At 47.4% G+C, this 18,258-nt stretch carries 20 protein-coding genes and 1 rRNA gene; 5 read left to right on the top strand and 16 right to left on the bottom strand.

Translation table 11 applies throughout. The features are described 5' to 3' along the window. Window positions 1-90: 90 nt before the first annotated feature. Window positions 91-206, top strand: a 5S ribosomal RNA gene (gene rrf / locus ACK5NH_RS20005). A 224-nt stretch (window positions 207-430) separates the two neighbouring features. Here rrf and hemB read toward each other — a convergent pair. From hemB to rraA, 12 genes are all read right to left on the bottom strand, one after another. Then, window positions 431-1,441 (bottom strand): porphobilinogen synthase, encoded by a 1,011-nt coding sequence (hemB, locus tag ACK5NH_RS20000; RefSeq protein ID WP_011624289.1) that lies wholly within the window; start codon window positions 1,439-1,441, stop codon window positions 431-433. 9 nt (window positions 1,442-1,450) lie between these two features. Then, window positions 1,451-3,328, bottom strand: a complete 1,878-nt coding sequence (locus tag ACK5NH_RS19995; protein WP_416922911.1) for a diguanylate cyclase — start codon at window positions 3,326-3,328, stop codon at window positions 1,451-1,453. Next, entirely contained in the window at window positions 3,321-4,124 is an 804-nt protein-coding gene (locus ACK5NH_RS19990) for a TatD family hydrolase (RefSeq protein ID WP_416922909.1), read from the bottom strand. Before ACK5NH_RS19990 ends, ACK5NH_RS19995 begins: the two co-directional genes overlap by 8 nt. Continuing rightward, entirely contained in the window at window positions 4,124-4,633 is a 510-nt protein-coding gene (locus ACK5NH_RS19985; RefSeq protein WP_416922907.1) for a hypothetical protein, read from the bottom strand. Before ACK5NH_RS19985 ends, ACK5NH_RS19990 begins: the two co-directional genes overlap by 1 nt. A gap of 44 nt (window positions 4,634-4,677) precedes the next feature. Beyond that, a complete protein-coding gene (gene tatC / locus ACK5NH_RS19980) occupies window positions 4,678-5,427 on the bottom strand; it encodes a twin-arginine translocase subunit TatC (RefSeq protein ID WP_416922905.1) in 750 nt (249 codons plus the stop codon). Between the two features lie 2 nt (window positions 5,428-5,429). Beyond that, window positions 5,430-5,873, bottom strand: a complete 444-nt coding sequence (gene tatB / locus ACK5NH_RS19975) for a Sec-independent protein translocase protein TatB (RefSeq protein ID WP_416922903.1) — start codon at window positions 5,871-5,873, stop codon at window positions 5,430-5,432. Window positions 5,874-5,879: 6 nt separating this feature from the next. Continuing rightward, window positions 5,880-6,137 (bottom strand): Sec-independent protein translocase subunit TatA, encoded by a 258-nt coding sequence (gene tatA, locus ACK5NH_RS19970; protein WP_011624283.1) that lies wholly within the window; start codon window positions 6,135-6,137, stop codon window positions 5,880-5,882. Between the two features lie 59 nt (window positions 6,138-6,196). Further along, window positions 6,197-7,846 (bottom strand): ubiquinone biosynthesis regulatory protein kinase UbiB, encoded by a 1,650-nt coding sequence (ubiB, locus tag ACK5NH_RS19965; protein WP_416922901.1) that lies wholly within the window; start codon window positions 7,844-7,846, stop codon window positions 6,197-6,199. Next, the gene (locus ACK5NH_RS19960; protein ID WP_416922899.1) at window positions 7,843-8,463 is read right to left on the bottom strand and encodes a ubiquinone biosynthesis accessory factor UbiJ; all 621 of its coding nucleotides are present in this window, start codon (window positions 8,461-8,463) and stop codon (window positions 7,843-7,845) included. Before ACK5NH_RS19960 ends, ubiB begins: the two co-directional genes overlap by 4 nt. Continuing rightward, entirely contained in the window at window positions 8,463-9,218 is a 756-nt protein-coding gene (gene ubiE / locus ACK5NH_RS19955; RefSeq protein ID WP_416922897.1) for a bifunctional demethylmenaquinone methyltransferase/2-methoxy-6-polyprenyl-1,4-benzoquinol methylase UbiE, read from the bottom strand. The genes ACK5NH_RS19960 and ubiE overlap by 1 nt, the downstream gene beginning before the upstream one ends. A gap of 241 nt (window positions 9,219-9,459) precedes the next feature. After that, window positions 9,460-10,512, bottom strand: a complete 1,053-nt coding sequence (locus ACK5NH_RS19950; RefSeq protein WP_416922895.1) for a formimidoylglutamase — start codon at window positions 10,510-10,512, stop codon at window positions 9,460-9,462. Between the two features lie 130 nt (window positions 10,513-10,642). Beyond that, complete coding sequence (gene rraA / locus ACK5NH_RS19945) at window positions 10,643-11,128, bottom strand: ribonuclease E activity regulator RraA (protein WP_416922893.1); 486 nt, start codon at window positions 11,126-11,128, stop codon at window positions 10,643-10,645. 324 nt (window positions 11,129-11,452) lie between these two features. Between rraA and ACK5NH_RS19940 the strand changes: the two genes are divergently transcribed. The 4 genes from ACK5NH_RS19940 to ACK5NH_RS19925 all read left to right on the top strand — a co-directional run bounded on the left by ACK5NH_RS19940 (window position 11,453) and on the right by ACK5NH_RS19925 (window position 15,292). Continuing rightward, window positions 11,453-11,701 carry a YgjV family protein gene (locus ACK5NH_RS19940; RefSeq protein WP_041408907.1) on the top strand — a complete coding sequence of 83 codons (249 nt, stop codon included), beginning with the start codon at window positions 11,453-11,455 and terminating at the stop codon, window positions 11,699-11,701. 348 nt (window positions 11,702-12,049) lie between these two features. After that, window positions 12,050-12,562, top strand: a complete 513-nt coding sequence (locus ACK5NH_RS19935; protein ID WP_416922890.1) for a phosphatase PAP2 family protein — start codon at window positions 12,050-12,052, stop codon at window positions 12,560-12,562. Window positions 12,563-12,635: 73 nt separating this feature from the next. Further along, window positions 12,636-13,676 carry an MJ1255/VC2487 family glycosyltransferase gene (locus ACK5NH_RS19930; RefSeq protein WP_416922888.1) on the top strand — a complete coding sequence of 347 codons (1,041 nt, stop codon included), beginning with the start codon at window positions 12,636-12,638 and terminating at the stop codon, window positions 13,674-13,676. Window positions 13,677-13,816: 140 nt separating this feature from the next. Next, window positions 13,817-15,292, top strand: coding sequence for an alpha/beta hydrolase family protein (locus tag ACK5NH_RS19925; protein ID WP_416922886.1), 1,476 nt, complete (start codon window positions 13,817-13,819; stop codon window positions 15,290-15,292). A 55-nt stretch (window positions 15,293-15,347) separates the two neighbouring features. Here the strand turns inward: ACK5NH_RS19925 and ACK5NH_RS19920 are convergent, their stop codons facing one another. The 4 genes from ACK5NH_RS19920 to ACK5NH_RS19905 form a co-directional block, all read right to left on the bottom strand. Then, window positions 15,348-15,785, bottom strand: a complete 438-nt coding sequence (locus ACK5NH_RS19920; protein ID WP_416922884.1) for an energy transducer TonB — start codon at window positions 15,783-15,785, stop codon at window positions 15,348-15,350. Between the two features lie 94 nt (window positions 15,786-15,879). Continuing rightward, a complete protein-coding gene (locus tag ACK5NH_RS19915; RefSeq protein ID WP_416922882.1) occupies window positions 15,880-16,491 on the bottom strand; it encodes a DedA family protein in 612 nt (203 codons plus the stop codon). 168 nt (window positions 16,492-16,659) lie between these two features. Further along, window positions 16,660-17,580, bottom strand: coding sequence for a manganese-dependent inorganic pyrophosphatase (locus tag ACK5NH_RS19910; protein ID WP_220050405.1), 921 nt, complete (start codon window positions 17,578-17,580; stop codon window positions 16,660-16,662). A gap of 143 nt (window positions 17,581-17,723) precedes the next feature. Continuing rightward, a complete protein-coding gene (locus tag ACK5NH_RS19905) occupies window positions 17,724-18,185 on the bottom strand; it encodes a YhcH/YjgK/YiaL family protein (RefSeq protein WP_416922880.1) in 462 nt (153 codons plus the stop codon). Between the last annotated feature and the right edge of the window lie 73 nt (window positions 18,186-18,258).

The raw sequence follows: 18,258 nt of genomic DNA, 5'->3' as shown, positions 1-18,258 counted from the left end.
ACAAACACTTAAGAAGTGTAACTCAAACCAGCTTTCCGAATTTAATTTACTGCCTGCGTGAGATAAGACGGGTAGTGAATAACAAATTTGCTTGGTGACAATAGCATTGTGGTCCCACCTGATCCCATCCCGAACTCAGAAGTGAAACGCAATCGCGCCGATGGTAGTGTGGGGTCTCCCCATGTGAGAGTAGGTCATCGCCAAGCGCCTAATTAAACAATGAAGCCAGCTGCATAAGCTGGCTTTTTTGTTTTTGGTGTTTCAATTTTATCCTTTCAATTCCTTCCTTTTATTCGCCTCTGCGATGACCATATTCATTGTCTGCTTATCGTTTTGAACGATAAAGAGTTGTTCTAAGGACTTTGTTCGAGCCAATAAAAAGGGCAGCGTATGGCTGCCCTTTATGCTTAGAATTGGTTTCTAAGCCCGATTATTTAGCTTCTTTTAGCCACTGTGCTGCACGTTTGGCGAAGTAGGTTAGGATGCCGTCGGCGCCAGCACGTTTGAAGCATAGCAGCGATTCCATGACGATGGCCTTTTCCGCTAACCAACCATTTTGAATGGCCGCCATATGCATAGCATATTCGCCACTGACTTGGTAAGCGAAGGTAGGCACAGCTAATTCGGTTTTTACGCGATGAACGATATCTAGGTATGGCATACCAGGCTTCACCATTACCATATCTGCGCCTTCTTGGATGTCTAGTGCCACTTCATGCAAGGCTTCATCGCTGTTGGCTGGATCCATTTGATAGCTATGTTTATTGCCACCTTTTAAGTTGCCTGCTGAGCCGACGGCGTCACGGAAGGGACCATAGTAGCTTGAGGAGTATTTGGCTGAATAGGCCATGATTTGGGTGTTGACATGGCCAGCGGCTTCGAGCGCTTGGCGAATCGCACCTATGCGACCATCCATCATGTCCGACGGGGCAACAATATCTGCACCCGCTTCGGCATGGGATAGTGCTTGTTTCACTAAGATCTCTGTAGTGATGTCATTCAGGATATAGCCTGTTTCATCGATAATGCCGTCTTGACCGTGGGTGGTGAAAGGATCTAAGGCCACGTCAGTCATGATACCCAGTTGTGGGAAGGCCTTTTTCAGTTCACGCACGGCGCGTTGCACTAAAGCATCGGCATTGTAGGCTTCTTCTGCCATCAGCGATTTCTTCTCGGCAGGGGTAACTGGGAACAGGGCTATTAACGGAATACCGAGTTCAACGAGCTCTTCGGCTTCTTTTAACAGTAAGTCGATAGAATAACGCTCAACCCCTGGCATAGAGGCGACTTTTTCACTGCGATTAGTGCCTTCAAGCACAAACATGGGATAGATCAAGTCATTAACTGTTAAATGGTTTTCAGCCATCAGGCGACGGCTAAAGTCATGTTTACGCATGCGGCGCATTCTGCGCTGAGGGAAGGCACTGGTAATGATGTTCACATTAGACTCCTAATTGGGTTCTGTTTGTGCTGGCGCATACAATTTGACTTGATTGCGTCCGCTATTTTTTGCCTGATAGAGTGCCTTGTCGGCTTGCTCTAATAATTCGGTACTGTGTTGGTCGTTACTTATCACGTCGGCACTGACACCGATACTCACGGTCAAGGGAATGGGCTTTCCTTCCCATTCTAGGCCGATGCTAGTCACTGCATCTCTTATACTTTCAGCGACTTGAATGGCGCCATCCGCAGTCGTATTGGGGAGAATAATAGCAAACTCTTCACCACCAAAACGTGATACTAGATCAGTTGGTCGTTTTAAATGCTGTTGTAAGGTTGTCGCTATCACTTTTAATGCCTGATCCCCTGCTAAATGGCCGAACTGATCGTTAATCGATTTAAAGCGGTCGATATCCAGCATTAACAGTGCGATAGGAGTTTCTTGTCGACGGCTGATCCGACTCTCGGCGAGCAGTCGTTTATCGAAGGCGCTACGGTTTTTCACACCGGTTAAGCTATCGATAGTGCTCTGCTCGGTAAGTTTCTGATTAACTTCATGCAACTCGCGTAGGGTGATCTCAAGCTCTAGGGTGCGTTCTTGCACCATCTGTTCGAGCCTTTCATTGGTTTCCGCTTCAACTTTTAAGGCTTCCTCGCGCGCACTACGGATCTTTTGGGCTTGCTTTAGGGCTTCCTGTTGAATGCGGAGTTTAGATTTTCGTTCATCGTTATAGCGAATAGCGAGTACCAGCGACATAAAGATGATCTCGAAGGTGAGTCCAAGCATTACTGGCGTCTGCGGCTTGATATTGAGCTCGATAACACTCAAATAGAGTAGGCTGCTGAGGCACGCGCCAGTAAGCATACTGACCCAGCCAATGGTATAGAGTTTCGCGAGTTTTTGACCATTAATGGCTTGTATGACGGCGAGTACCATCATGACGATGCTGAGTGTCGCTGCCGAGATAATCTCGATGGAAAGTGCGGTGCCATAGCGGATAAAAGGCACTAATAAGCCGACCAAGAGGATATAAACGGCACTATAACGACATATCAATAACATACGGCGGTTATAGTATTTTAGCTGCAGGATTTTTTCGGTGAACATTAAGGCAAAGGCCATCACCAGAGGCAACAGTACGGGGATCATAAGTTGCTGTAATGTGGGCCAATTGGGCCAGAGAAAGCGGAATGCATAACCATTAATGGTGGCCACCAACAGTGTCATGCATAAAACATAACCCGAGTAATAGCTATAGCTAAATGAACCCGAGGCTAATGCGATAAAGAGACTAAAGATGCCTATCGCGGCGAGCACTCCGAGTTGAAACCCATGTTCAATCGCCGTCGATTCGGCAATTTGGGCTAAATCATTAGCCGACCAAAGACTTAGTGGTACCGCGGCATTACCTTCAGTGACGATATGCAGATAAAAGGTGTGTTGCTCATTGGCACTCAGTTTAAAAGGAAATAGAAAGATATTGCTTGGCAGCGGGCGCTCCTTGTAGAGCAGCGTATCCCCCATATAAACGGTGTCGATGAGTTGATTATTCACCAAATGATAAAGCGTTACTTTATCCAATAAGGGATTATCGAGGGCGAGAATACGTGAAAGGCTTTCGTCGTCAGTAGTGAGGTTAACTCTAAGCCAAAAATTATGTTGGCTCAGGCGTTGAATATCTTCACTGGTAAACTTGTGCCATTGCAATTTGGGCAGGGCTTGAATATCGGCAAATTTACTGTTGGCATTAGAATGCGTCACCATTAACCAAGGGGTTAGGTTAAGTGGTGTGGGGGTGCGCTCATCTAGGCTCATAATGTTGGCAAAACAGCCAGCTGATATTAGCATGCCGAGCAACAATACCAATAAGCTGCCGAACTTAGTCATTAGTTTGACTCAAATTAAAAAAGGCTAAGCTATTTTGATAGCACTGTTTAGCAAATTCAGCCGGGTTTTCACCGCGTAGATTAGCAATATATTGTGCGATATAGGGCAAGTATTCGGGTTTGTTTTTACTGGATTTAGGTTTAGGCCGCATACTGCGTGGTAGCAAGTATGGGCTGTCAGTTTCAATCAATAAACGTTCGTTCGGAATAAACGGGACTAACTCGGCGAGCTCTTGGCCGCGTCTTTCATCACATACCCAGCCTGTAATGCCTAAATGTAGATCGAGCTCGATATAGTCTTCCATCTGAGCTCGTGTGCCAGTAAAGCAGTGCAATAATGCTCCGCTGAGATGGGGGCGGTATTCTTTAACAATACTCAAAAAATCACTGTGAGCATCTCGCTCATGCATTAGCACAGGTTTTTTGAGTGCAATCGCGAGTTCGAGTTGGGCGATAAACGCGTGGCGCTGGGCCGGACGAGGGGAAAAGTCTCTGTTGTAGTCGAGCCCGCATTCACCCACGGCAACGACTTGCGGCGCCTGGCACAGATTTGTTTGGATCTGTTTGGAATCAGCTTGCCATCCGCTGGCATGGTGTGGATGTACACCTGCTGTGCAGTAAAGCTGCTTAGGATACTGTTGGCATAACTCAATGGCTGCTGCGCTTTCAATTAAATCACTGCCAATAACAATTAACGGCGAAACCCCTTGGTCCGCCGCTGCTTGTACGATTTGCGCTATGTCTGGTTCGAGTGCGCTGCCAAGCAAGTTGACAGCGATATCTATATAAGATGGCATTATTTTAGGCGTTTTACCCTCACCTTAGCGTTGCGGCTTTCTGTACCCATTAAGAAAGAACCGAGCGCGGCTTTTTCGATAAATACCTTCTCACCGACTTTTAGGTTGAATTTACGGTTTTCGGTTTGTTTCCAAATTTGGCCATTGGTAAAGGTAATCTTTAAGGCGCCATAAGGATCTTCAGTAATCGACTCAACATCGAGATAAATTTTGTCGGTAGTATTTTCTTGGACGCGTTTTACTTCCATACCGAAATTATCTTCAACATTCGTCGCAACTGGCACAGCAGAAGTTGCTGCGGGTGTTGTTACGGGGGCTAACGTTGCCGTAGGTGCGGTGGCATTATTGGCCATGGTATCAACTCGAATGCTCGCCGCTAAATTGTCATAGCAGACTAAGCGATCGAGTTTATCTGTCATTGCGGCACATTGAGTTAATTGCTGTTCAATACCCGCAGTAGCCTGTGCCGATACCAGTAATACTGCGCCAGTAAGTAGAGTAAAACGCATCCCAGATTCCTTATTATTATTTTCCTCTAATGCCGATTAAGGCATTAGTCGTTCGTTGGTTGTTCTTCGTCGGACTCGTCATCAGGTTTACTGTAAAAACGAGCCGCAAATAATCCGCCTTCGAACAATAACAGCATTGGTACGGCAAGCATAGTCTGGGAAATAACATCGGGTGGTGTTAATAGCATGCCTACCACGAATGCGCCGACAACAATATAAGGGCGTTTTTGCTTAAGATCTTCAGGAGTGGTTACGCCGGCCCAGCAGAGTAGGACAACGGCAACCGGGATTTCAAAGGATAAGCCAAAGGCAAAAAATAACTTCAGCACAAAATCGAGATAGCTGCTGATATCGGTTGCCACTTGTACTCCCTCGGGGGCTGTGTTGGCAAAGAAGCCAAACACCACAGGGAAGACAATGTAATACGCAAAGGCGATCCCTAGGTAAAACAGTACTGTGCTGCTAAAGAGTAGCGGCATGACTAAGCGTTTTTCATGCTTATACAAGCCGGGAGCCACGAAGGACCAAATTTGATAGAGCACATAGGGTACTGCCACAAAAAATGATAGTACTAAAGTCAGTTTGAAAGGGGCGAAGAAAGGTGCGGCCACATCGGTCGCAATCATGCTGCCACCTAAGGGCAAAGACTGCATTAAAGGGATTGCCATGTAATGGTAAATATCATTTGCCCAATACACGCTACAAATGAACACTAATAACACACTGGCAATGGATTTAAGCAGCTTGGACCTAAGTTCAAGCAAATGGCTGATAAGTGGCTGCTGTTGCGACATAATTATCCGTTAGCTTTCGGGTTAGAACGGGTATCCTCGCCCTGATTGGGTTCGCTAGTGGGGGCGGAGGAAGCCGTAGGACTCGCCTCTGAAGAAACACTCTGGCTTGCAGGGGTGTGGATCTGGTTTTCCTGTGCAGGAGTATCTTGCACTTGGTAAGGACGATTCACAGACTGCGCTGCTTGCTTCAACTGGTCGATCGACTCTTGCAGTTCGGGTGAGAGGTTAGATAGACCTTTACTCTCTGCTTTTTTGAGGTCGGCGTGCAATTGCTCGATCTTTAGCTCTTGCTCAAGTTCTTCTTTGACTGAGTTGGCCATGCGTTTCATCGCGCGGATCCAACCTGTTACTGAACGTACTGCAACCGGTAGACGTTCGGGGCCAAGTACCACAAGCCCCAGAACACCGATCAGCAGCAGCTCCATAAAGCCGATACCGTCAAACATAAAGAGTTACGCCTGTTCTTTGTTAGACTCAGGTTTCTTTTCAGTCGCCTGTTGGGTTGGTTGTGCAGTTTGTGCTGTTTGCACAGGTTTTGCCGCTTCAGCATCTTCTAACGCTTTCTTATCTTCTTCTGAAGACATAGCGTTTTTAAAGCCCTTAACAGCACCACCTAAATCACCACCCAAAGAGCGTAATTTCTTTGTTCCAAACAATAAGACAACGATTAACGCGATGATAAGAAGTTGCCAAATACTAATGCCACCCATGAAGGTATCCTCTTAATTGATATCGGTTCTATTATGAACCTCTGATTAATTAGTGCTAGCTAAAATTTACGATTCTTTGGCCTAGATCGCCATCCGATAATCCATAACACTGTGCCTGAAATTAGACACACGTAAGGGCTCCACAGTGTAGCGTCTTGGTTAAACAATAACGTGCCGCAGATCAATAAAATTGCAGAAGTGATGAGCAAATAATTACTCTTATGTGCTTGCTGCTGATATTTCAGATACTTATCTAGCATTTGTTGCTGAGAACTCAGCAATTTCCTGCCTAATTTAAGGTTATCGTAAATTAGCTCAGGGAATTCCGGAAGCTTATCTGACCAATATGGCAGTTTTGTGGATACCTTTTTAAACATTGCCTTAGGGCCCACTTGCTCGGCCATCCACTGCTCTAAAAAGGGCTTAGCCGTTTGCCAGAGATCCAGCTGCGGGTACAGTTGACGGCCTAACCCTTCGATATACAGCAGGGTCTTCTCGAGCAGCACGAGCTGAGGCTGAACTACTATGTCGAAGTGGCGCGCAGTGCGGAACAATTCTAATAACACGTGCCCGAAGGAGATTTCATCTAAGGGTTTGTTGAACATGGGTTCACAAACCACCTTGATGGCTTGTTCGAAGGCTTGCAGATCGGTTTTTTCCGATACCCAACCCGACTCAATATACAACTGCGCGATGCGGTGATAATCGCGATTAAAAAACGCGAGGAAGTTTTCCGCTAAATAGCGTTTATCGACTTCGCTGAGCGTGCCCATAATGCCGCAATCTAGGCCGATATAATAAGGATTCTCGGGATGTTCGCGGGAGATAAAAATATTCCCCGGATGCATATCGGCATGGAAAAAGTTATCGCGGAACACTTGGGTGAAAAACAGCTCAACGCCACGCTCGGCCAAGAGTTTAAAGTTAGTCCCCTGCGCCTTAAGGGTGGCGATATCCGAGACTGGAATGCCGTAAATCCGCTCCATCACCATTAGGCGCGGATAGCAAAATTCTTCATACACGTAAGGAATGTAGAGCGCGTCTGAGTCGAGGAAGTTATTGCGTAGCTTAATGGCATTGAGGGCCTCAAGCCTAAGGTTGAGCTCACCTAGAATGGTGACGCGATAATCTTCAATCACCTCTGCGGGGCGCAGACGATTACCCTCACCGAGGAGATAATCGATGACCTTGGCTGTTTGCGACATCAACAACAGATCGGCTTGAATTTTGGTTTCTACATTCGGACGCAGCACTTTTAAGACTACGGCTTTGCCGTTGGATTTAAGTGTGGCGGTGTGTACTTGGGAAATCGAGGCCGAGGCTAATGGCGTCTCGTTAAAGTCATCGAAGAGGCTCTCAATCGGTGCTTTAAGCTCGGCTTCAATCGCCTGACGAGCCAAGGCGCCATCGAAGGGCGGGACTTTATCCTGCAACATTGCAAGTTCATTGGCCCATTCGTCACTGAGCAAGTCGCGGCGGGTTGATAGCATTTGCCCGAGCTTAATATACACAGGGCCAAGATCTTGCATTGCCAGCTTTAAACGCTCGCCACCGGATTTGCCTTTGTGCTTATTGCGGATCCAAAACAAGCTATTGCGGGCGAGTTTAAAGTACCAAGGGGTCATCTTTGGCGGTAATACGTCATCTAACCCATATTGCAGCAGGGTTTTTATGACATGGTAACCACGGCGGATACTGGCAAGGGTCATGGCTTAATTTTATCTCTTAATTTGGCAATCCGTTGTTCGAGCGCGCGAGTGTCATCAACTAAGTCATCCATTTGATCGCGAAAATGAATGAGTTCAATCCGATGTGGCGCAAGGCGATATTCTTCGATGGCGAGTTGCCCCAAATGGGAGCGAGTCTTACGCAGTACTTCAAGTGCTAAGGTCTTTGCCTGCAGCCCCGTGCTCAGCAGTTTATGGGTTGGCCCATCGCCCAAGTAACGCGACAGTGGCTCGGCAAAATCAAACTCAATGCTACGTAGGTAGTGGCTGAAGCTTTGTAACAGATTGAGGTCACCCTCGAGGGTCAGCTTATCCTGCTTAATGAGTTCGGTAAGGTTGGCGCCTTCTGTCACGCGATACAGCGTCGTGGCGTCGGCATGCAGACTGACATCCACATCACCTTCATAGCGGCTGAGCACTTGGATTTCTTTGGCGAAGATTAAGTAAATTGGCCAACTGAGTTGTGATAATTGAATGCGAAATACTTTGCCATGTAACTGACGCTGGCGTGCATAGGCGTCACCAGCTTGGGTCTGAAGTTGTTTCAGACCCGTCTCTATGGCGGCGCAGGCAAGTAACACCACTTCTTGCGGCATCATTAGAATTTATAACCGCGGTGCAGGGCGACAATGCCGTCGGTCATATTGGTGTAATCGACCTGTTCAAAGCCAGCATTGACCATCATTTGCTTGAGGGTCTCTTGGTCTGGGTGCATACGAATCGACTCGGCTAAATACTCATAGCTGTCCGCATCTTTGGTAATAATCTCACCCATTTTCGGCAACACTTTAAAGCTGTATAAGTCATAGACTTTGCGCATCAGCTCGTGTTGCGGCTTAGAAAACTCTAACACTAATAACTTACCGCCGGGTTTAAGCACGCGGTTCATTGAACGCAGCGCAGCGTCTTTATCGGTCACGTTACGCAGACCAAAGGCGATAGTGATGATATCAAAGTGGTTATCGGGGAAAGGCAGTGCTTCGGCGTTGGCTTGCACATAGCTCACATTGCCAACGATGCCACGGTCACGCAGTTTAGTGCGGCCCACTTTCAGCATAGAGTCGTTGATATCCGCTAATACCACTTCGCCTTTTTCACCCACAAGATGGGAAAACTTAGCGGTTAAATCGCCAGTACCACCTGCAAGATCAAGCACTTTCATACCCGGGCGAGCACCAGAGACTTCAATGGTGTAACGCTTCCAAAAACGGTGAATACCGAAGGACATAACGTCATTCATGATATCGTACTTGGCGGCAACCGAATGAAACACGCCGGCAACGAGATCTGCCTTTTTATCTGCCTCTACGGTTTTGTAACCAAAGTGGGTATTTTTAGATTCGCCCTCAGACATCAATGTATTCCTATTGTTTTGCAAAATATTGTTGGCGAGTGTAAGCCATCGCCTGTATTTGCTGAATCTTTGATCTATCACTCTGTGATCGAGTTAGTAAACTCTTCTCAAGGCGTTAGCTTGAGGCGTTTGGCATTGGCCAATCTTGAGTGTGCCGACCCGATAAAATGGATTGGCATTAGACCACAATATCAGGATTTGGTGAATAGCTTAGCACCCACATGGGCGCAAGCTTAACATGCTATTGGGCTAAAAATTGACGTCGTGCCTGCACATAGGCATAGATTAACTCGCTGATACTCTGGCCGACATCCCTAAATCCTGCTTCAATCCCCGCCTCATGGCAACTCGGCGCGGCTTCGGCCAAATGCAGATACGCACAGGGGCTGTGGCTGGCGATATAACTGACATAATGTGCCGCATCGAGCAGAGGAATGCCCGCCGCCGTTGAGGCGCTACTGGGCATTTTGGCGATGGCATCGACGTCGAGCTCTAATCCAACGGGCAGTGCGGTGTGATTGAGCTTGTTGGCTATTTGCTGCAGCGCCTCGGTGAGGCTAATCTCGCGGCGAACCCAGATCTGTTGCAGGCTATGCCAAGTGCCACCAAATTCAGACAGCTGCTGTAAATTAACCTCGCTGTTTTTGAGCTCGTGTAAGCCGAGCACATGGTAATAACCCAGCGCGCCGCGATCGGCGGCATAACTAAAACCATTACCGCTGTGGCGCCCTTCGAGCAGACGAAAATCACTGTGCGGATCCAAATTCACCGCAGCAACTTGGCGTTGATAATGGGTCGAAGTCGCCATTAACAGACCATAGGCATTGTTGTGGCCGCCGCCAATCACTATGGGCTCAAGTCCTGCGGCTTGTATAGCGCTAACGATGCTAATCACCCGTTCATCGAGTTGCTCAACCGCTTGGCGTAGATGGGTTAAGCTCGCGCCTTCACCATCCTGAGCCAGCAATTGCAAATCCGCCGTATGAACTTGCCCTAAAATCAGGCATTCGGCGCCCGAAAGAAAACGATTGGACTGTAAATTCAACCATTGGCGCATGCTGGTGGTAAAGGCATCGGTGGCGCCGCCTCTGCCTAGGTTAGCTCGTGGGCCGATATCTTCCCCAACGCCTAAAATGGCAAATTGAGCGCCGTGGGCTTTGGCTGTGGCGAGTATCGCCTCGAGCGGATGTTCGTGATTGGCCAAATGTACACATTGACCAATTTTGGTTTCACCCGCTCTTGGGCTCACTAAGCTGGCGACATCGGCTTGAGTAAATGGAATAAATTCAGACATGGATTCGTATTCTTATCGGTAGGGACTGGGATATTGTGGCGTACCCAAGGACGAATATTCAATGGGACTTAGCGAAAAGTAGCCAATAAAAAAGCCAGCTTAGCTGGCTTTCTTGATAGGTAATTTGTCATTACTCAATGTCGAGTGGTTCTGGCGACAGGATAATGCCAGTGTTGTCGGCATAGATATGATCGCCTGGGAGGAAGGTCACGCCGCCAAAGTTGACAGGAATTTCCACTTCGCCCACTGAATTGCCATCGGCACCCACTGGAATTGAGGCAAGGGCTTGAATGCCGATGTCTAATTCTTCCAATGCATCCACATCGCGTACTGAACCGTAAACGATAATGCCTTCCCAGTTGTTGTTGACTGCGATTTCTGCGATAGATGCATCGACCAGGGCGCGGCGTAATGAGCCACCACCGTCAACCAGCAAGACTTTACCTTGGCCATCTTCTTGTAAGACCTCGGTGATTAGGCCGTTGTCTTCAAAGCACTTAATTGTGCTGATAGAACCGCCAAAAGAGCTACAACCACCGTAGTTACTGAACATGGGCTCGACTACATCTACGACATCTAAGTACATGTCACATAGTTCTGAGGTGTTGTATTCCATATTTACACTCCTATTGATCCGCGTTGCGTACAGTTTAGCGAGTTTACGCCAGTATAAAAGGGATTACTGAAAAGAAAAGTGTTATCAATCACGGTATTGTTGCACTTGGGGGTTAACACTTCTGTTGTAAACTTTCGTCACTTAACAGGGGTTTATCCTCAAAACTTGATTTCGGTCATTAAATAACGGTTTTTTATTACAACTCTGTTGCGTGTTTTGGTATTATATCCCAAGTTTAAATTAACTTACTTAACTTATATTTGCTTTAGGGGCAAGGACCCCCCGTTACGCTTATGGACGGTAGAGGGCCTTCGAGAGGTGCCTATGGAAGCTGTAAACACAATTGAAATTATTGGTTATTTTGCCTCAGTGATGGTGGCAATTTCACTTATGATGAAGAACATCGTCTGGTTAAGATGGTTAAACTTTGTCGGCTGTACTCTGTTTGTTATCTACGGCGTATTTATTTCAGCCTGGCCGGTTGCGGGTATGAACGCCTTCGTAGCCTGTATTAATATCTATCATCTGACGAAAATTTACCGCGCCAAAGCGTTGGAACAAGCCGTTGCTTGAAGGTTTTCTAACAGTGTTGCCCGTTCTTAGCATCTGGGCAACACTGTATCTCCCCGCTCGCTTGGCCTATTGTGCTAGGCCATTATTCCATCCCTCGCCATATCCCCTTGTGTCATAAAACTTTAGGCCTGATGTCACTTTGCCGTCATCGGGAGTTCTTAGTCTCACCTTAACACTGAGTACTTAAGCAATATCTGTTTAAGTCGCCATAGAGTTTAGCGTGGGGTTCTATCGTGAAATAGTCGTCTGACAGAAAGTTAAAACATGCAGACGCTAAGGGCTGTCGACAGAATGCACTCATTAACATCGCCATGATACTCGCTGGCATGCCAGCAAGGAGCCTGTTTTATGTTGAGTTACATTACAGACTTAGATAAGCGCATGTTTTACCGCATTGTGAGTTTGAGCCAACATCATGGTGTTTATGATTGGGCCAAGCGGATTTCGGCAACTGGAGATGGGCATCTATATTTGTATATCGCCGTGGGATTGATGCTGACTCACGCCCAAGGACAGAGCCTGTTCAATCTGCTGTTAGCGAGTTTTTTGATTGAATTGCCGCTGTACTTATTGCTCAAAAATAGCATTCGCCGTACTCGGCCTTGCCACGCTTTGGCCGGGTTTGACAAGGGGTTCGAACCTTCAGACCGTTTTAGTCTACCTTCGGGACACACGGCCGCCGCCTTTGTGATGGCCTCGAGTGTGGCGCAGGTTTATCCCATGGCCGCGCTTCTCGCCTACGCCTGGGCGCTCTGCATTGGCGGCTCGCGTATCGCCCTTGGGGTGCATTATCCCTTAGATATTGTCGCTGGTGCTCTGTTAGGCACGGGAGCTGTGCTGCTCGTGCATCCGGTGATTTAACACTCATTAGGCGCTTATTCGTTGGATATCTCCTTGATTCACCAATCTTTCATTCACAGTTAAAGGATAAGTAATGCGAATACTCTACGGAGTTCAAGGCACAGGGAATGGCCACTTAAGTCGTGCTCGAGTGATGGCAAAAGCCTTGGTTGAGCACAATATTCAAGTCGACTTTTTATTTTCTGGGCGCAAACCTGAACATTTTTTCGATATGGAGTGTTTTGGGGAGTATCGCGTACAGGCGGGAATGACCTTTGCGACCCACGCTGGGCGGGTGAGTATGCCGCAAACGGTGAAACAGAATTTTTCCTTGTCGTTGCTTAAAGACATTCAAGCGCTAGATCTGAGTTGCTATGATCTAGTGCTGAATGATTTTGAGCCTGTATCCGCCTGGGCGGCGAGGCGCCAGGGAGTACCTTCTATCGGCATAAGCCACCAAGCGGCCTTGACTCACCCAGTACCTAAATTGGGGAGCACTTGGTTTAATGAGCTGCTACTCAACTATTTTGCGCCTGTGGATGTGGCACTGGGCTGCCATTGGCATCATTTTGGTTTTCCGATCCTACCTCCTTTTGTGGAAGTGGATGCCAGCCCCATTGAGCATTCTCATCAAATTTTGGTTTATTTACCTTTCGAAGAGGCGGATGTGATCGCCGAATTTTTTAAACCTTTTACGGATTATCAGTTTTTGGTGTATCACGCTAAGCAGCCTACTGAGGCCCTAGCCGAACATATTCAATGGCATGGTTTTAATCGAGATGGTTTTAAACAGCACTTAGCAAGCTGTGGTGGGGTTATTGGTAATGCAGGATTTGAGCTGGCGAGCGAAGCGCTGACCTTAGGTAAAAAGTTGTTGGTAAAGCCGCTGATTGGCCAATTTGAACAATTGTCGAATGTGGCAGCGCTACAATTATTGGGCGCAGGTGACAGTATGATGAGCTTGGATATGGGCGTGGTGAAGCGTTGGCTCAAGGCGGCATCGCCAAATCCTATTGATTATCCAAAAGTAGGTGACGCCTTAGTCAAATGGATTTGCAGCGGTCAGTGGCAGAATTCTGCGCCACTGTGTGACGACCTTTGGAGCCAAGTGAAGCTGCCCGATACCTGGCGTTAAATCGAGGTAAGCTTGATGATAAAAGGCGCTTTCGGCTCTAGCTGGGAATCTAGGCTTAGCGTATAATTTGGCCAATTTTGCTGTTAGCCCCAGCAGCGTGTCTATTTTGGCCTAGTCTGGCCACAATTTAGTTGTCATAAATGAGCCTTAAGAAGTTTACTCAGTACAAGTTACTGTTTTTAATGTTGTTGTCCCTCGGTATTTTACTTCCCTTTATTCCTGACCAAGCCTATCACATCCCCGGCCCTGATATTGCTACGCAAAACCTGCATGTGATTGAATTTAATGATCAAGGTCAGCCACATAACGATGGACAATGGCAAGGGCTCAAGGCGCGGATTTTACAACCCAATAATGGCACGGCCCCCGAGCTGCTGATTTTTGTCCACGGCTGGCACCATAGCGCTAACCCAAAGGACGAAAACTTTGTCGCGTTCGAACAGTTTTATCAGCAGATGGCGACATCCGACTCACAGCGCAACCTATTGGGTTTATACATAGGTTGGCGTGGAGACAAGCTGGATCCTTTCTGGCTCGACGGCTCAGAAGATGCCACCAGTTGGATTGAACCGCTGGATTTCCCGACCATTTTACAGCGTAAAGCCGTGGCCAAACGTATAGGGCAAACCGGGCTATCGCAGTTGCTGGATAAGCTGGATGTGTTAGTCGCTGAGCATCAATTACTGCGTTATACCGTTATTGGCCATAGCCTTGGCGGCCTAGTGGCACTGCATGCCAGCAAAGATAGAATTAAGGCTGCCATAGATAATGAACAGGATAACCCGAATCTTTTCTTACTGTTAAACCCAGCTGCGCCGGCGCAGGATTTTAAACCACTCGATACTCTGATGAGCCTAGATAGGCAAAAACCGAGTATGGTGGTGCTGCAATCTAAGGGCGATTTTGCGGTAAAAGAGGCCTTTAATTACATCAAGGACGGCGAGCGGGCGCTGGGGAACTCTTGGGCAATTACCCACGATATCGATAAATGCTCTGGTGGTAATTGTTCGACCCCGATGAAGATGCCTTCCGCACTAATGGCTCATGACGAAATTCCCGGTTGTATGATGACCTTGCCGCATTCGGGTTGGAAAATTCGTGCCCGCTTGCAGGCGCGGCGCAGCGTGCAAACCTGTCCCGACGCCAATATGCAGGCCGTGTGGGTGCTGGCCGTGTCCGATGAAATTGTCTCTGGGCATAATGGGATTTTAACGGCGGATCACGCCAAGGCGCTGTCCGAGGTGATGGGTATGATTGATTTGTATCGAAATCAACTGCCTAAACATGCGGTTGAGACTCCAGCGAATGAAGATTTAGCCACGCTGGCGTCAGACTCGGAGGCCGCAACCCCCTACGATACGCAAACCAGCGCCCCAGCAGAACCCGTGGTGTTGTCTGAAGGCGAACAACCGCAGCAACAAGAGACTCAGGCGCCGATTGAGGTGAGTCCCCCAGTTGCGCCGTCACAAGCTGATGATGAGACGAAACAAGAGGTAACTGAGTCCACTGACAAGCAATCAGTAATAAGTGCCGAACCCCAACTTAAGGAAAATACTTCTAACGATATTAAGTCTAATGAGCCAACTCAGCCTCAACCTAAGGTCGAGACTGAGTAACATAGGGGATGTGATTGCCTACTCACGCAGTGAGAGCCATTAACGCAGGATGAATTTAGCTACATGCGAGCTGCGCTTGTTGCTTGCATTGTTTCTCTGATTCAGCGGAGGAAATCTCTCCAAGGCAAAAATCCAGTCTGACTGTGCGCTTTTCGGCGGTTTTTGCTGTAGATGTGGGTGTCCATTTCCACTTTTTAAGTATTTGTCTTGAATATTTGCCAATCGCATTATTGGGGACAGAATTAATAACTTCGATATTTTCAGTGTCACCCGTCTCGGAAATGTCGAAAGACAACACGGTACAACCCGCTATGCGTGAACGCGCGAGTTCTATTGGGTATTGGGGTTGCTGGGTACTGTCGCGTTCCCAAACAAAATCGCTGCTTGGGCTAATATTGGTGACTTGTACATCGCCATAAATATGCTTAGTTAATGCTAAGCATGAGGGAGTAAGCAGTAAAAGGGCGAGTGCGCCCCAAGCTGAAGATTTCATCTACGCTCCTTGTTTATTCACTATCCGTTTGGTTTAGAAGGGAAACCTAGCAGCCTCACTTTATCTGAAAAAAACAGCGTTTGTCATATACTTTTTACTGATTTTTAACCTGCCATTTACGCCAGCTAAAATGAAGTAAAAGGACTAAAAGCAGGCTAACGATTGCCCATGTCGGGTACTTATGTTGATGATAAAACGCGAGTATTGGGGCGATTTCATCGCGGATTAATACTGGGCCTAAGCCAAAAAGCGTTACCCAAATGCTGGTGGCGAGTAGGTTACCCATCACGAATTGCTTAAAGGGCATCTTGGCTAGGCCGCAGCCAATAAACATAAACTGCTTAAGCCCTTCGACAAAGCGGCTGAGCACTAAGGCTGCAATGCCATATTGGCCAATTACACTGTGAATTTTGTCTTCTAGCTGCGGCTTTATCCAACCTTTTCGCAGCAATACCTCGCCGAAGCGGCGACCAATAACATAGCCTAAACTGTTGCCACTTAGAGCAGCGGCGCAGGCAACGATGAGGACTAATGGCTGCGACATTTGCCCCGTGGCGGCCAATAAACTGGCAACAATCAGTAAGGATTGTCCCGGTGCAGGAATGCCAAATCCCTCGACGGCAATGGCCACGAATAGCAGCAGATAACCGTATTGCTGCAACCAAGGTGTCATTTCGGTGATTAGGTGTTGTAGGGCTTCTGGCATGATGAAAACAGAGTGCGAGAATGAATCATTCCATATTACTCGGCGTAGCCAAATTTAGGATAGCTTTATGAGCAAAGTTTCATGCCGATTTTATGGTGGTGACTAAATCGAAAGCACAAAAAAGCCGAACTGAGTTCGGCTTTTTATGTATTACAACTAAATGGTTGCTTAAGCGAAAGCGGCTTGTAGTTGTGGCACAACTTGCTTCTTACGGCTTAATACGCCGTCTAACCACACTTTGCCATCGACAGGTGTTTTACCGTAGGCGCGGTTAACCAGATCGGCATCGTCAGAAATCACTAACAGTTCAGAGCCTTCTTTCATAATGTCGGTCAGCAGTAACAATACGCTGTGACGGTTGCCCTCAGCCTTCAGTGCTTTGATATCGGCTTCAAGTTCAGCTTTGATGCTGTCAAATACTGAAAGATCAATCACTTCTAACTGACCGATACCCACTAAGTTGCCGTTCATGTTGAAGTCTTTAAAGTCGCGCATCACGAGATCGCGAGCTGGCGTGCCTTCAACTGCCGATTTTACCTTGAACATTTCCATGCCCAGGGCTTTAAAGTCTTCAACGCCAGCGATTTCGGCTAAGGCCTCAACGCAGCGAATGTCGGCTGTAGTGCAGGTTGGTGATTTGAAGATCACTGTGTCGCTCAGGATGGCGCACATCATAATGCCAGCGATATTTTTTGGGATGGCAACTTGGTGGAAGTCGTACATCATCTTAATAACTGTGTTGCTGCAACCGACAGGGCGGATCCAGCACTCTAAAGGCGTATCAGTGGTCAGATCGCCTAATTTGTGGTGATCAACGATACCAACGATAGTCGCTTGAGCGATATCGTCCGGTGCTTGAGTCAGTTCAGAGTGGTCAACAATGTAGACCTGTTCGCCAGCATAGCTGGTTTTGTATTCTGGCGCTTCAAAGCCAAAACGCTCCAGAATGAAAGCGGTTTCGGGTGATAACTCACCTAAACGTGCGGCAACGGCTTCTTCACCGATTTGGTTTTTTAAATAAGCTAACGCGATAGCACCGCAGATTGAATCAGAATCGGGGATCTTGTGACCGACAACGTACATAGGCATTTCAGGGACTCTCCTTTAAATTTGTGGCAATTTTAACAATATTTCGCCCGATTCGGAAATAGCCAAAGCGCATATCACTGCGCCCTTAAGTCGCTATTCCACTAAAAACCGACCGCTGGCAGTGGCCATTATTCACACAGCTGTTAGATCTTCACTTTTATCACGACTTTACGCACCGCAGTCGGCATATCACTCGTGCCGGGCATATGCATATCGCCGGGGAAAAATAATGCGAACATACCCGCCTTTAGTTGAATGTAGGAGGCGTTGGCTTTATTCGACTCGTAATCGAACTCGGCGTAATCGTGCTTTTCGAAATAAGGTTTTGATGGGGTTTGGCCGGCCAATGGTAGATAGCCAAACTCTTCTTCGCCACTGACCACATACTGCACATCGATGTATTTTTGATGTACTTCAAAGGGTTCGGTCGATTGTGGCTTGGTGTGGTAATCGTTGACTATTACGAAAATATCCTCGCCATCGAGGGGATAATTGCCAACGGGCAATTGGCTAAAGTCAGTGCTGGCAAGATGTGCTAATGCCGTGGCAATGCGTGGGCTGAGTGATTGATAAATATGGCGATTAGCTAAGGTATCGACAATCATGGGGTACTCGATATGGCGTAAGTAAATGAGTGAATTGTAAAGATTATAATCAGTTCACCGCCGTTAGAACATA

The sequence above is a fragment of the Shewanella sp. genome, assembly GCF_047975355.1.
Lineage (GTDB): Bacteria > Pseudomonadota > Gammaproteobacteria > Enterobacterales > Shewanellaceae > Shewanella.
This window is presented reverse-complemented; position numbering and strand designations above follow the sequence as displayed.